General features: G+C 62.0%; 16 protein-coding genes. 15 read left to right on the forward strand and 1 reads right to left on the reverse strand.

Annotated features, from left to right (window positions below; translation table 11 throughout):
• Positions 1–136: 136 nt before the first annotated feature.
• The 15 genes from GQB03_RS17535 (at position 137) to GQB03_RS17605 (ending at position 12,476) form a co-directional block, all read left to right on the forward strand.
• Entirely contained in the window at positions 137–571 is a 435-nt protein-coding gene (locus GQB03_RS17535; RefSeq protein ID WP_235027119.1) for a hypothetical protein, read from the forward strand.
• Positions 568–2,283, forward strand: coding sequence for a restriction endonuclease subunit S (locus GQB03_RS17540; protein WP_159692158.1), 1,716 nt, complete (start codon positions 568–570; stop codon positions 2,281–2,283). Before GQB03_RS17535 ends, GQB03_RS17540 begins: the two co-directional genes overlap by 4 nt.
• Positions 2,273–3,865: an AAA family ATPase gene (locus tag GQB03_RS17545; protein WP_159692160.1), complete on the forward strand. Its 1,593-nt coding sequence runs from the start codon at positions 2,273–2,275 to the stop codon at positions 3,863–3,865. The genes GQB03_RS17540 and GQB03_RS17545 overlap by 11 nt, the downstream gene beginning before the upstream one ends.
• Positions 3,862–4,725, forward strand: coding sequence for an HNH endonuclease family protein (locus GQB03_RS17550; protein WP_159692162.1), 864 nt, complete (start codon positions 3,862–3,864; stop codon positions 4,723–4,725). The genes GQB03_RS17545 and GQB03_RS17550 overlap by 4 nt, the downstream gene beginning before the upstream one ends.
• Positions 4,722–5,690: a DUF5655 domain-containing protein gene (locus tag GQB03_RS17555; protein WP_159692164.1), complete on the forward strand. Its 969-nt coding sequence runs from the start codon at positions 4,722–4,724 to the stop codon at positions 5,688–5,690. Before GQB03_RS17550 ends, GQB03_RS17555 begins: the two co-directional genes overlap by 4 nt.
• A gap of 365 nt (positions 5,691–6,055) precedes the next feature.
• Entirely contained in the window at positions 6,056–6,733 is a 678-nt protein-coding gene (locus GQB03_RS17560; protein ID WP_159692166.1) for a FadR/GntR family transcriptional regulator, read from the forward strand.
• Between the two features lie 39 nt (positions 6,734–6,772).
• Positions 6,773–7,564, forward strand: coding sequence for a transporter substrate-binding domain-containing protein (locus GQB03_RS17565; protein ID WP_159692168.1), 792 nt, complete (start codon positions 6,773–6,775; stop codon positions 7,562–7,564).
• A 63-nt stretch (positions 7,565–7,627) separates the two neighbouring features.
• Positions 7,628–8,296: an amino acid ABC transporter permease gene (locus GQB03_RS17570; RefSeq protein ID WP_159692170.1), complete on the forward strand. Its 669-nt coding sequence runs from the start codon at positions 7,628–7,630 to the stop codon at positions 8,294–8,296.
• Positions 8,296–8,949 (forward strand): amino acid ABC transporter permease, encoded by a 654-nt coding sequence (locus tag GQB03_RS17575; RefSeq protein ID WP_159692172.1) that lies wholly within the window; start codon positions 8,296–8,298, stop codon positions 8,947–8,949. The genes GQB03_RS17570 and GQB03_RS17575 overlap by 1 nt, the downstream gene beginning before the upstream one ends.
• Positions 8,936–9,664, forward strand: a complete 729-nt coding sequence (locus GQB03_RS17580) for an amino acid ABC transporter ATP-binding protein (RefSeq protein ID WP_159692174.1) — start codon at positions 8,936–8,938, stop codon at positions 9,662–9,664. The genes GQB03_RS17575 and GQB03_RS17580 overlap by 14 nt, the downstream gene beginning before the upstream one ends.
• 429 nt (positions 9,665–10,093) lie before the next feature.
• Entirely contained in the window at positions 10,094–10,441 is a 348-nt protein-coding gene (locus GQB03_RS17585) for a carboxymuconolactone decarboxylase family protein (RefSeq protein WP_159692176.1), read from the forward strand.
• Positions 10,441–11,022, forward strand: a complete 582-nt coding sequence (locus GQB03_RS17590; protein WP_159692178.1) for a hemerythrin domain-containing protein — start codon at positions 10,441–10,443, stop codon at positions 11,020–11,022. Before GQB03_RS17585 ends, GQB03_RS17590 begins: the two co-directional genes overlap by 1 nt.
• An 11-nt stretch (positions 11,023–11,033) precedes the next feature.
• Positions 11,034–11,420 (forward strand): succinate dehydrogenase, cytochrome b556 subunit, encoded by a 387-nt coding sequence (gene sdhC / locus GQB03_RS17595; RefSeq protein ID WP_159692180.1) that lies wholly within the window; start codon positions 11,034–11,036, stop codon positions 11,418–11,420.
• On the forward strand, positions 11,417–11,761 hold the full coding sequence (gene sdhD, locus GQB03_RS17600; RefSeq protein ID WP_159692182.1) for a succinate dehydrogenase, hydrophobic membrane anchor protein: 345 nt from the start codon (positions 11,417–11,419) through the stop codon (positions 11,759–11,761). Before sdhC ends, sdhD begins: the two co-directional genes overlap by 4 nt.
• Positions 11,762–11,780: 19 nt before the next feature.
• Entirely contained in the window at positions 11,781–12,476 is a 696-nt protein-coding gene (locus GQB03_RS17605; RefSeq protein ID WP_159692184.1) for a succinate dehydrogenase iron-sulfur subunit, read from the forward strand.
• Positions 12,477–12,581: 105 nt separating this feature from the next.
• Here GQB03_RS17605 and GQB03_RS17610 read toward each other — a convergent pair whose 3' ends face one another.
• Positions 12,582–13,736 (reverse strand): cytochrome P450, encoded by a 1,155-nt coding sequence (locus tag GQB03_RS17610; protein WP_159692186.1) that lies wholly within the window; start codon positions 13,734–13,736, stop codon positions 12,582–12,584.
• Between the last annotated feature and the right edge of the window lie 456 nt (positions 13,737–14,192).

The following is a 14,192-nucleotide window of genomic DNA, read 5'->3' on the forward strand; positions in this document are numbered from 1 at the left end:
GCTCTCGGCCCGCGGGCCGAGAGCATCGGCCACTTCATTCTTCCCTTCCATCTTTGAACTCCTTGTCAAAAATGGGTGGGGAATTTTCAGTTCCCACAACTGGGGATTATTGGGTTCCTACTGACAGGTGTATGACATGCGCGCCAACATGCCTGTTTTCGGAAAGCGCACGCCCTTCACCCGTGACTACTTCCGCACGCCGCCCAACGCTGCGGCCGGCCAGCCGCGCGACAAGTTCGAAGACGTTTTCGGCAGCGATCCGCGCGGCGGCCCGGCCGCGCTGTCGGCGCGAGAGGACACTGGCGAGGCGGGGCGCTGGCGCCGCTTCACGCGCGATCAGATCGCGCAACGAGGCGACAACTTGGACATCGCTTGGCTGAAGGACGAAAGCGGTGAAACCTCGGAGAAAACATGTGACGAGCCGGCCACGGTGGCACACCTGGTACTAAGCGAACTGAATGCCGCGGTGCTTGAACTTCGAGCGTTGCTTGAAGAGCTTGGCGAGGACCCCGACCAGTCACTTGAGGACATCGGAATTGATGTAGCCCGCCCGTCAGAGGTACCCGAGTGAGCCAACTTCCATCGAGTTGGGCGATTGCCCCGTTGGGCGACTTGCTCGAAGAAATCCTGGGTGGAGGCACACCGGACAAGTCCAAAGCCGAGAACTTTCGCGGCGATATTCCCTTCATGACCGTGAAAGACATGCATTCGCGCTTCATAGACGACACCAAAGACCACATTTCGCAAGAAGCCTTGGTATCAAGTGCCAGTCGTGTTGTGCCAGCAGATACGCTGGTGGTTGCTAGTCGAATGTCGCTTGGAAAGATCGTGCGCCCGACACAGGCAGTCGCAATCAATCAAGATCTAAAAGCCCTTTTTCTTCGTGATGGTGTGAGCAAGACGTACATAGAGTATGTATGGCGGGCAAACGCAATCCGCATACAGGCGATGGGCACTGGCACGACCGTGAAGGGAATACGACTTGAGGATATCCGAGGATTGGAGGTGCCCGTTGCACCGGCTGCAGAACAGCTCCGCATCGCCGACCAACTCGACACCCTGCTGGCGCGCATCCAAGCCTGCCAGGATCGCCTGGAGGCCATTCCGGCGTTACTCAAGCGGTTTCGTCAGGCGGTTCTCTCTGCGGCAACTTCGGGACAGTTGACGGACGATTGGAGAGAAGCCCAATGCTCTTCTATTCCAGGCGCGAGTCATGAGCTTGAAGCAATCCTTCGCGATCAATCTGGCCATTTGCGGATTCGTGGTGAAGCGGCTCGTGTTACGCCAGAACTGCTTTACGAAGTGCCCGAATCCTGGGCTTGGGTACTCAATCATCAATTGGCAGTGGATGACTCGAACGCAATCTGTGCAGGCCCATTTGGCACGATATTCAAGGCCAAGGACTTTCGCGACGAGGGTGTTCCCATCATCTTCTTGAGGCACATTGGGGATGGAAACTACCTAACGCACAAGCCCGGGTTCATGGACGCGCAGGTGTGGCGAGAACTCCACCAGTCGTACTCTGTCTTCGGTGGTGAGCTTCTGGTTGCGAAGCTAGGAGACCCACCTGGTACCGCCTGCATCTATCCAACGGGCATTGGAACGGCCATGGTCACGCCCGATGTGATGAAGATGAGCGTGAACTCGCAAGCTGCGGAGTCGCGCTATCTGATGTACTTCTTCAACTCCCCGAACTCGAAGAAGATAGTTGAAGCTCTTTGCTTTGGCGTTACGCGGCTGCGAATCGACTTATCGATGTTCAAGACCTTTCCAATCCCGCTTCCGCCACGATTGGAACAAGCCGAAATCGTCCGCCGCGTCGAAGCCCTCTTCGACTTTGCCGACCGCGTCGAAGCCCGCCTGCAATTCGCACGCAACGCCGCTCTACGCCTGACACCAGCGCTGTTGGCCAAAGCCTTCCGCGGCGAACTCGTCCCGCAAGACCCCGAAGATGAGCCGGCTAGCGCGCTGCTAGAGCGCATCGCCGTCGAACGCCCCACCCCAACACCTAGCCGCCGGCCCCGATCACCCCGCGTCGGCCGCCTACCCCGCGCACCGAAGGAAACTGCCAGCATGACCAAAAGCCGCCAGGACGACGACGTGATGGGCCAGCCGTACTTGGCCGAGCACCTGCGCCGCATGGGTACGCCCGCCAGCGCCGAGACCCTGTTTAAAGTAGCGGAGTTGCCCGTTGCTGACTTTTACAAACAACTGTCCTGGGAGGTCGCGCAAGGCCACGTGCAGGACAACCAGACCACGCTGGAGCCCGGGCATGCGGCTTGATAAGGTCAGCATCGACGGCTTCAAGAACCTTCGCGGGCTGGAGCTAGACTTCGATGAGCGCCAGCTCACCACGGTGCTGATCGGCCAGAATGGCGCCGGTAAATCCAACCTCATCGAGGCCATTACCCAGGTCTTTCGCTGGGTGGACCTAAGGCGCAACGAGCCGCGCTTTCGCTACCGGGTCACCTATCGCATCCAACCTCAGGGCTCAGCGGTGCCAAACCCGCCGAGCATTTGTCTGAGCAACTTCCCTGACGAACCAGCCATTCGAGTCAATGGCCAAGCGGTCAAGCGCACCGAGTTCGAGCGGCGCAAAACCGAGTGGTTTCCAGACCTTGTTTTTGGATACTACTCAGGCGGCAGCCGCCGGTTGGAAGCGCTCTTCGACAGCCATCAGCGGCGCTATTACGACGATATCAAGCGCGAAGACGATGGTGAGAAGGTTGCCAAGGCGCAGGAAGCCCGACGCCTTTTTTACTGCAGGCCCATTCATGGCGTGCTGGCACTGATGGCGCTGTTTGCCTTTCCCGATCCCAAGGTCACCGACGAGCTGGCTGGCCGCTTGGGCATCACGGGATTTCACTCCTTGCTGGCGCTCTTCCGAGAGCCTTGGTTTGCCAAGGGCAAGAGAGTCTATGCGGAAACCCTGTGGGGGGCCGCCGGCCCGGCAGGCCGCGCTGCACGCCGCTTCAAGGAACTCGCATTTCACCCGTTTGCACTGGAAGGTAATGCGGTCGACGACTATCGCGACAAGAAGCAATCGGAACCACAATTCGCAGCATTCTTGCCGTCGCTTGAACGGCTCCAAGAGTTAGCCTCTCAGTTTAAAAATGAGCGGGAAATGTTCTACGCACTGGAGGCCATGGACATTTCCGACCTGGTACGCGAAATCCAGGTCTGGGTGACGCGCAGCAACGATGCTAGCGGCGACGTTGGCTTCGCTGACCTCTCGGACGGCGAGCGGCAATTGCTGATGGTGCTGGGCTTGATCCGCGTCTCGCGGGGCAAACGAGCGCTATTCCTGCTGGACGAACCCGACACGCACCTCAACCCGCATTGGCAGCATAGCTATTTAAAGCTGATCGAAGACTGGACCGGAATCGCAGCCGAGAAGGAGCATTGCCACATTGTGCTGACGTCCCACAACCCGCTGACGATTTCTGCGCTGTCGCGCGACGAGGTTCGCGTTCTTGCCCAGACCGAGGATGACCGCGTAACTGCAACCGCGCCCTACACGGATCCGCGGGGCATGGGTTTCACAGCCACGCTAACCGAGATCTTCGGTCTGTCGACGAGCTTGGATATAGAGACGCAGCGCCTTGTAGATGAACGGAACGAGCTACTGCAGCTTACTGACCGGACCGAGGCACAGCAGCGCACGCTCATCGCGCTAAATGATCAGCTCGCCCGACGTGGCTTTCTCAATGAAGACCGGGAGCCGCTGTACCAGGATTTCCTACGCGCCTGGCACGACGTACGCTATGCCGACAGACCACCCCTGACTCCCACCGATTTGGAAGCTCGACGAAACGCGATGAAGGCGTTGATCCAGCAACTGACTACTTCGGAGGGCAAGCAGTGATCTACGTCCCTCGTGATCCAACATTGATTCCAGAAAGAGTGCTCAAGGTTGCTGAGCGTGCTCAGGCTCAACTCGAGGCTTTGCCGCCCGCTGAACGTTCAGCATTCATCGAGAAGAAGTCACATGTGTGGCGCGGCTTCGCCCGCTATCTAGCCAAGATGTCGCACGAAAAGTGCTGGTATTCGGAGAGCGGGTGCGTCCAGTCTTTTAAGGACGTGGATCACTACCGCCCCAAGAAGCAGGCTAAGCGCAGCGAAACAGAAGCCGATGATGGCTACCCCTGGCTCGCGTTCTCTTGGGAAAATTTCCGACTTGCCGCGCAACGATCTAATCAGGTCAACCGTGATGAGAACACCAATGAATCGGTCGGTAAGGGCGCGTGGTTCCCGCTGATGCAGGGTAGCAAGCGGGCAACCTGGGACGATCGCTGCGTCGCCGATGAGCGTCCGGTGCTGTTGGATCCGGCCAGGGTCGCGGACGTCAGACTAATCGAAGTCACAGCAACGGGAAAGATGGGGCCAACTAAGTACTGCTTGGGCCAGTGCGAGAGAACCCGAGTCAGTGAGACCGTGAAAATGCTAGGGCTGGACCTGCCTGGGCTGGTGTCGGCACGGCAACGCGCAATGCGCTTGGTTCAAGAAATCGTAGAGTTGGTTGAGCAGAATAAGAGCGCCGCCGAACTGAGCGCAGCAGCCTCTGCTTTTGTATCCAACCATCTGCGCGCGGACAACCAACTGGATATGCTTCAACGGCTGACGACGCCAAACCAACCGTTCGCGTCAGCAGCGAGAGCCCAGCTGAAACTGATGGGGTACGAGGACCTGTGCCTTCGCACCGAACTGGCAGAGGTAGCCGTATGAGCGACATAAAGCTCTTTCGCCTGCAATCAGGCAAGGCCGTTGAACTACAGGGTGATGCTTCCGACCTGGAGAAGCCGCTGCAGACGTTGATCGAGACTAATCTGGTGCCCTTGCTCGGCATTCGTTTTCTGGCTACAGAATACTCAACGGGTAAGACGCACGGCGGTCGCATCGACTCGCTTGGGCTGGACGAAAACAACTGCCCAGTGATCTTGGAATACAAGCGCTCGGTGGGTGAAAACGTCATCAACCAGGGCCTGTTCTATCTGGATTGGTTGATGGACCACCAGGCCGAGTTCAAGCTGCTGGTGATGGACGCGTTAGGGAAGTCGGCGGCGGATGCCATCGACTGGAGCGCACCCCGTTTGGTGTGTATTGCAGCGGACTTCACCAAGTACGATGGGCATGCTGTGCAGCAGATCAACCGCAATATCGAGCTGATCCGCTACAGGCGTTTTGGCGAAGAGCTGCTGCTCCTAGAGCTCGCCAACGCGACCAGCAGCGCCAACGGCAAAACTCCCGCCACCAAACCGGCCCGGCTGTCACCGGCCGATTCGATTCAAACCAAACCAGCTCAGCGTGATCGCTCATTTGCGGAGTGGCTGCCCCTACTACCAGCGCATCTGACCGAATTGCTGTCCTCACTGGAGGACTACGTGATGTCCTTGGGCGACGACGTGCAACGCAAAGAACTACGGCTGTACGTTGCGTTCAAGCGACTTAAGAATTTCGCAACGATCGTGGCGCAAAAGAACCGCTTAGTTCTCTATCTGCACCTCACACCCAGCACGCTGAAGCCATCCCCACCCACCGGTCGCGACGTCAGTGAGCAAGGCCATTGGGGAACCGGCGACTTAGAGTTGTCCGTTGCCAGTCAGGCCGATCTCGAAATTGCAAAGCCTTATATCTTGATGTCGTACCAAGGCCGAGGCATTGTCGACAAATCAGAGCCGAACGCCGGCTAACGACATTACCACCGTCAAAGTGGGCGTGCTGTCCATATAGCAGCTTCGGCCGACGTTCTACCATTCGATCACTTTCAGTTCCCAGGAACGACCGTTCAGCCCCTTGAACCCCAGGCAATTCGCTCCCTCCGAATTGCCCCCTCGGCCGTTGAGAAGGCACCACCACGAAGCCCAGCGCCCCATCACTGGGCACGGCATCCCCTGAACTCACCTCGCCCTGTCCGCGCACTCACGCCGCAAAGAATCCACAAGACATTGATGTGAATAGAGAAACGGCTATTTGAGCCTCGCCCCGTCGCCCTGGCACACAAATCGCTTAATGCCTCGCAACTGGTCTGACCGGTCAGATCTTACGGACTTGGGCGATGACGACGCTTTCAAACAACGCGGCACAGATGCTGCAGCAACAGATTATCGATGGGCGGCTGGGTAGCGGTTCGATGCTGCCGGGGCAGCGTGCACTGGCGGCATCGATGGGTATCAGCCGGGCTTCGCTGCGCGAGGCGATCTCGATGCTCGAGGCGCTGGGGATGGTGCGTTCCCAGCCGGGCAAGGGGGTGATCGTTACCAGCGGCAAGGCGCGGCCGGAATCGGAGCTGCCGGCGGGGCCGGCTTCGGTGCCTGCCGCCGAAGTGTTCGAGTTTCGCGAGGTGATCGAGCCGGCAGCGGCGGCGATGGCGGCGCGGCGGATGGCACCGCGCGATGCGTCGCGCCTGTGGAGTCTGCATGCTGAACTCGAGCAGGCGATCGCTCATGGCGACCTGGTGGGCGCCTCGGAGGCTGACCTGGCCTTTCACCTGCTGGTATCGGAGATGTCGGGCAATCAGCCAATGCAGCAGGCGGCGCTGCAGTTCCGCCCTCACCTTGCGTACAGCCTGCGCCTGCCCTTTGCCGACCATACCCGCATTGGCGAGACCGCCGCCGAGCACCAGCGCATCACCCTGGCGATCACCAGCGGCAACCCCGAGGCGGCGCGTGCCGCGATGCTCGCCCACCTGCACCACTCGGCCGACCGCGCGGGCCTGCGCATGGACGGCCAATGATCTTCTCACCCACTCCCTCACCCTAGACAGGAGATTCAGATGCAACGTCGTTCCTTCATTCAGTTGATCGCGATCACCGCGGCCTCTTTCGGCATGCTTGCCTCCACCACCGCCAGCGCGGACGTGCTCGCCGATGTGCAGAAGGCCGGTGTGCTGAAGGTTGCCGTGCCGCAGGACTTTCCGCCCTTTGGCACGGTCGGCACCGATCTCAAGCCGCGCGGCTACGACATCGACATGGCGAACCTGATCGCCGGCGACCTGGGTGTGAAGGTGGAACTGATCCCGGTGACCAGTACCAACCGCATCCCCTACCTCACCACGGGCAAGGCGAACCTGGTGATCTCCAGCCTCGGCAAGAATCCGGACCGCGCCAAGGTGATCGATTTCTCCGATGCCTATGCGCCCTTCTTCAACGGCGTGTTCGGACCGGCGGATACGAAGGTCGCCAAGCCGGCCGACCTTGCCGGCAAGGTGCTCGGCGTGACACGCGGTTCGGTCGAGGATCTGGAACTCACCAAGATCGCCCCGGCCGATCTCACCATCAAACGCTTCGAAGACAACAACGCCACCATCTCGGCCTACCTCACCGGTCAGGTGCAGCTGGTGGCGACCGGTAACGTCGTGGCCGCTGCGGTGAACGACATGACCAAGCTGCGCCGGCTCGACGCCAAGTTCCTGATCAAGAACTCGCCCTGCTATGTGGGTGTGGCCAAGGGCGAAGGCGCGCTGATGGCGAAGGTGAACGCGATCATCGCCAAGGCGAAGAGCGACGGCCGTCTCGAGGCGATCTCGCAGAAGTGGCTGCAGCAGCCGCTGCCGAAGGATCTCTGAAGCCACCGTCAATTGGCGGCCGGCTGTGCGCCGGCCGCGTGAATCCAAGATAGAGAACGATCCATGGCCTATCAATTCGAATTTACTCCGGTCTTCGAGCATGCCGACCTGTTGCTCAAGGGCGCCGGCTTCACGCTGGCGCTGACGGTGACCGGCGCAGTACTGGGCATCGGCCTCGGCATCGTCGGCGCGATCTGTCGCGCCTGGCAACTCAAACCCTTCAACTGGCTGTTTGGCGCCTATGTGGAGGTGATCCGCAACACGCCCTTCCTGGTGCAGCTGTTCTTCATCTTTTTCGGTCTGCCTTCGCTCGGCGTGAAAATGGGCGAATGGGAGGCCGCGGTGCTGGCGATGGTGATCAACCTCGGCGCCTATTCCACCGAGATCATCCGCGCCGGCATCATCGCCACCCCGCGCGGACAGCTCGAAGCGGCGGCCAGCCTGGCGATGAGCCGTGCCGAGACCTTTCGCCACGTGGTGCTGCGCCCTGCCCTGCAGAAGGTCTGGCCGGCACTCACCAGCCAGGTGATCATCGTCATGCTCGGCTCGGCGGTGTGCTCGCAGATCGCCACCGAAGAGCTCACCTTCGCGGCCAACTTCATCCAGTCGCGCAGCTTCCGCGCCTTCGAAACCTACTTCGTCACCACCGCCATCTACTTCGCGCTGGCAGTGCTGCTGCGCCAGGTGTTGATGGCGCTTGGCCGACGCTTCGTGATCGGGAGGCCCGCCTGATGTTTACCCAGTTTTCCACCTGGGACATCGTCCGCAACCTGCTCGAAGGCGGCAAATGGACGCTGGCGCTGACTCTCATCGCTTTCGTACTGGGTGGCATCGCCGGCCTGCTGGTGCTGTTTGCCCGCATCGCCGGGAGCCGCCTGCTGCAGACTGCTTCAAAAGCCTACATCGAGGTCTTCCAGGGCACGCCGCTGCTGATGCAACTGTTCATCGTGTTCTTCGGGCTGTCGCTGGCCGGTGTGGACGTTTCACCCTGGGTGGCCGCAGCGATCGGCCTCACGCTGTTCACCAGCGCCTATCTGGCCGAGATCTGGCGCGGCTGCGTGGAGTCGGTTTCGAAAGGCCAGTGGGAGGCCTCGGCCAGTCTCGCCATGCGCTACACCGAGCAGATGCGCTACGTGATCCTGCCACAGGCGCTGCGCATCGCGATTCCGCCCACGGTGGGTTTCTCGGTGCAGGTGGTCAAGGGCACCGCAGTGGCCTCGATCATCGGCTTTGCCGAACTCACCAAGACCGGCTCGATGCTCGCCAATGCCACCTTCCAGCCCTTCATGGTGTTCGGCTTCGTGGCGCTCGGCTACTTCTTCCTCTGCTATCCGCTGTCGCTGTATGCGAAGCATCTCGAAAGGAAATTCCATGTCGCTCGTTAAGATCGCCGGACTGCACAAGCACTTCGGCAGCAACCATGTCCTAAAGGGCATCGACCTCGAGATCGCCGAAGGCGAAGTGGTCGCCATCATCGGCCGCAGCGGCTCGGGCAAGAGCACCCTGCTGCGCACCATCAACGGCCTGGAGTCGATCGACGACGGCGAGATCGTGGTGGACGGCGCGACCCTGCACGCCGGCGACAAGGATCTTCGGCCGCTGCGCCTCAAGGTGGGCATGGTGTTCCAGCAGTTCAACCTCTTTCCGCATCTGACCGCGGGCGAGAACGTGATGCTGGCACCGACCGTGGTCAAGAAGACCCCGCGCGCCGAGGCGATGGAGATCGCCCGCAAGATGATGGCCAAGGTCGGTCTTGCCGAGAAGTTCGACAGTTATCCGGACCAGCTCTCCGGCGGTCAGCAGCAGCGCGTTGCCATCGCCCGCGCGCTGGCGATGAATCCGCGCGTGCTGCTGTGCGACGAGATCACCTCGGCGCTCGATCCGGAGTTGGTGAACGAGGTGTTGTCGGTGGTCAAGCAGCTCGCCGCCGAGGGCATGACCCTGGTGATGGTCACCCACGAAATGCGCTTTGCCCGCGAGGTGGGCGACAAGCTGGTATTCATGTATCAGGGCCGCGTGCATGAGGCCGGACCGCCCAGGGAGCTGTTCGCCAATCCGCAGACCGAAGAGCTCGCCAGCTTCGTGGGCTCGATCAACTGAACGCGTGGTCGCGCCGCGGTGGCACCGCGGCGCAGCCGTCGCGAGCCGGCGGCGCGCTGCAAACAAGGCAACAAGAATCGAAAGCCCTTGACCCCGGCCTTCGCAGGGGCGACGTATCGTTGGCGATCGCAGAACCATCGATTCAGGCGCTGCAGGCGAATCGCCATGCCACTCGCGGGCCTGCAGCGCCCCTTGCGTTTCGACGACAGGGGATGATCGCGGCGCCCTGCCCGCGATGACGGCGGCGACTGACGCAGGCTGCGGGCAGGTGAAACCTGCCGCTGCAAAAAGATTCATTTTTGTTGACTCTTATAAACTCTCGTCCTATACCACAGCCACACCCCCCGGAATCGCGCGGTCACGACAGCGGAGCGAGATCCCCGACCTGTGGCGCGCTTGTAAGGCGGTCGGCACCCTGGAGCAACACAAATGGACGAACCGATATACCCCGCGTGGAGCGGCGAGGCCGCAAGAATCCGCAAGCAACTCGCGCCAGCACCGCTGGCCGGGTTCAAGGCCTTCTCGGCGAACGTTTTTGCGGACGGTGCGCTGACGCGCAAGGCCAAGGAGTTGATCGCCATAGCGGTCGCCCACGTCACCCAGTGTCCGTACTGCATTCGTGGGCATACCGCCTCGGCGTTGAAGAGCGGCGCCACCGAGGAGGAGATCATGGAGGCCATCTGGGTAGCGGCCGAGATGCGCGCCGGCGCGGCCTATGCGCATTCGACGCTGGCAATCGAAACGATGCGGGCCACACGCGAGCGTACCGAAGAATGATGCCGGCGACGCTCGAGCGCTTGCGCGCCGAACACGACAACCTCGAACGCCTGGTGAAGCTGCTCGACGCCTGTCACCCCACCAGCATCGAAACCGGCGCCAAGCCTGTGGAGGTGCTCGTCGATACGCTCTACTACCTGACCCGCTACCCGGACGTAAGCCACCATCCCCTCGAAGACCGGATCGTCGAACGCCTGCAGAAAAATGGCAGGCTGCCGCCCGGCCTTGGCGAAGAGATCGAGGCGCAACACCTTACCTTGGCGCGACAGGGCGCCGACCTGATGCGCGATCTGGAATCGGCGGCGCGCGAGGAGACCATGTCCTGGTTGCTGCTGGAGACCAATCTGCGGCTCTACGCCGAGCGCTTGCGGCACAACATGGCGGTCGAGGAGCTCGCCCTCTTCCCGGCAGCGCAACGCTACCTGGATACGGCGGACTGGCGCGCCATCGAGAAGGCGGTGCCACATCCCGGACGCGATCCGCTCTTTGCAAAAGTGGTTGGTGCGCGCTTTGCGCAGCTTCATCGGGTAATCGCCGCCGAGGCAGACTGCGGTTGCGCCGATGCATCGCCATCCCCCTGACGGAGACCCTCATGCCCACCCCAAGCCCAGGCCGCCCCAGATTTCTCAAGCTGCCCAGCATTCGCTTTCCGATTGGCGCCTTCGTCTCCATCGGGCACCGCCTTTCGGGGGTCGTGCTGCTCATTGGGTTGCCGTTTCTGGCAATTGCGCTTGAGCAATCCTTGCGCAGCGAAGCCGACTTCGCGGCGCTCGCCGCACAGTGGGCGGGACCATGGCGCAGCCTGTTGCTGGTCATCGTGGTGTGGGCTGCTGCGCACCACATCCTGGCCGGCGTGCGCCACCTGCTGATGGATCTGGGTATCGGCAGCACGCTCACCCGTGCCCGCATCAGCGCCTGGGCGACGATCGTCACGGCAGCACTGATCGCCCTGTCGTCGGCGGCGAGGTGGTTGTCATGAGAATCTTTCTGGGCCAGCGGGCCTGGCTACTGCAACGCCTGACCGCCCTGCTGATCCTGCTGTTCGTGGTGCTGGGCGCGGCAGGTTTGCTGGCCGGCGCGACGCCGAGCTATGTGCAGTGGCATGCGTTTGCGAGCAGCAGCCTTGGCGCGGTGCTGATCGTGCTGTTCTTCGGCGCGCTGTGTTTGCATGCCTGGATCGGCATTCGCGACATCGTTCTCGATTATGTTCATGCTCCAGGCGTGCGACTACCGCTGCTGGCGCTGATCGGGATAATCCTCTGCGCGGTGCTGCTTCGCGTGGCCCTGACAATGGCAGCGCACTTCTTGCCCGGAGCCTAGCCGGAAAGGAGAGTATCCGATGCGCATCAGCATCTACCGCTTCAACCCCGAGCTCGATGTCGGCCCGCACATGCAGGACTACGACGTCGATCCCGACAGCGGCGACAAGAAGCTGCTCGATCTGCTGGTGCGGCTCAAGACCATCGACGACAGCCTGTCGTTCCGCCGCTCCTGCCGAGAGGGCGTATGCGGCTCGGACGCCATGAACATCAACGGCCGCAACGGCCTGGCCTGCCTGACCGCGCTATCCACGCTGAAGGAGCCGGTGCTGCTGCGACCGCTACCCGGTTTTCCGGTGATACGCGACCTGATCGTGGATATGACCCAGTTCTTCGCCCACTATCATGCAATCAGACCCTATCTGATCAACGACGAACAGCCACCGGAGCGCGAACGGCTGCAGTCTCCCGAGCAGCGTGCGCGCCTGAATGGCCTCTACGAATGCATCCTGTGTGCCTGCTGCAGCGCATTTTGCCCATCCTACTGGTGGAACCCGGATAAATTCATCGGTCCGGCGGGCTTGCTGCAAGCTTACCGTTTCATCTCCGACAGCCGCGATACCGCTTCGGCCGAGCGGCTCGCCTATCTGGACGACGTGTATCGCCTCTATCGCTGCCGCACCATCATGAACTGCACCGAGGTCTGCCCCAAGGGCTTGAGCCCGTCCCATGCGATAGAACGCATCCGCCTGGCCCTGCTGCGAGAGTCATCCTGAGGTCGCGCGCCGTGTGGCAAGAGGCGCGGGGCAGTTCCCCCCGCGTTCCAATCCTTGCCCGATTCCGCCAGCCATGACGGCACCAGCCGCCACGCGCAAGCACCCTCACCCCAGACGCACTGGCAGGGACGAAAAGCCGCTGGCCGGGAAGCTGGCCCGTGCTGGCAATCGGCTCGAGGCAAGCGAGATGTCGGTGGTATTCGCGAGCAGCGCGGCGATGATCAGGCGCAGCTCCAGCCTTGCCAGCGGCGCGCCCGGACATACGTGGACGCCGGCGCCATAGAGCAGGTTGTTGTCGCGATTGCGCACAGGATCGAAAGCGTCGGGGTCGCCGAACACGGCTTCGTCGCGGTTGGCCGAGGCCCAGATCAGGGTCAGCCGCTCGCCGGCCTCGAGCCTGCGCCCGCCGATCTCGACCGGGCAGGTGGTGACGCGGCGGTTGGCGATCAGCGGTGCATGGATGCGCAGAATTTCATCGATGGCGTCGGCAAGCGCGTCGGCCTGCTTGCGCAGTTCGGCTTGCAACGCCGGATGGGCGGCAAGGTATTGCACGACAATGCCGACACTCGCCGCAATCGTGCCCAGTTCGCCCACCGTCCAGTTGCGCACGATGCTCACGATCTCCTCGTCGCTCAGCGGCCTGCCATTGATGCTCTCGTGCAGCAGGCGATTGGTGACGTCGTCAGGGGCCTGTTCGCCGGCATCGCGGCGGACAACGAGCTGTTGCTTGATGTGGCCATCGAATTCGACCGCGATCTGCGCCATGGCGGTGCGATCCCCGGCCCGCGTGGCAGCGTGGTTCCTGCCGATCCACTGACGCAGCGGCTCATGCAGGCTGGCCGGCCAGCCCATGAAGGCGCACTGGATGCGCAGCGCAAAGGGCTGCGCGAAAGCGGCCATCAGATCGAAGTCTTCGCCGCGCGGCAGCTCTGCGACCAGCGCATCGGCGATCTGGCGGCACTCGGGCTCGAACGCGCTCATGCGCTCAGGCGTGAAGTAGCCCTCGATGATTTTTCGATAAGGCGTGTGCTCGGGCGGATCCATCGCATTGGGTATCGAGAGGTGGTTCGAGGCGGCGTTGCTGAAGCTTTCGTGGTCTTCGAGCACGCGCTTTACATCCTCATGGCGAAAGGCCGACCACCACAGGTAGTCACTGTGGGCGACGGGGCAGCGCTTGCGCATGGCGTCGTACGCGGCGATCTGGTCTTCGAGCACCTCTGCCGAGCGAGGGTCCCAGTCAGCGGGTTTGGCAGCATTCATCTCGTTTCCTCAATCGTATAGGTACAGGATGCGGCCCGGCGCACATGCCGGCCACCGCAGGTCTGCATCGCAGGCACCACTCGTAGCACGGGAGACCGCCTCCAATGATTGACCCGCATCAAGCGGCCGAAGAATCCCCGGCTTCGGCACCCTGTGTGCGAGCCACCTTCGAGCCGGGCGGCTTCGCGCTCCCTCGCCCCCGCAGCGCCGTCGCGGCCCGCCCCGGCCGACCGGGGCGAGTCGAAGGCAAGCCACGACCCCGAAGGCAGGAGCCAAAGTCGCTGGACCCCGGCCTTCGCCGGGGCGACGAATCGTGCCCGGATGTCCTGCCCGTAACGAAGGCAAGACGGGCGTCCGGCAAGGGCAAGGCCGAGCCCGCAAGGCTTTCCCTTTCGGCACGGCCTATCGCCCCCCAGCAGGCGGGATTCAGAGCAAGCGCGACCCCCGGCCCCGCCC

The sequence above is a fragment of the Cognatazoarcus halotolerans genome (genome assembly GCF_009800965.1).
Classification (GTDB): domain Bacteria; phylum Pseudomonadota; class Gammaproteobacteria; order Burkholderiales; family Rhodocyclaceae; genus Cognatazoarcus; species Cognatazoarcus halotolerans.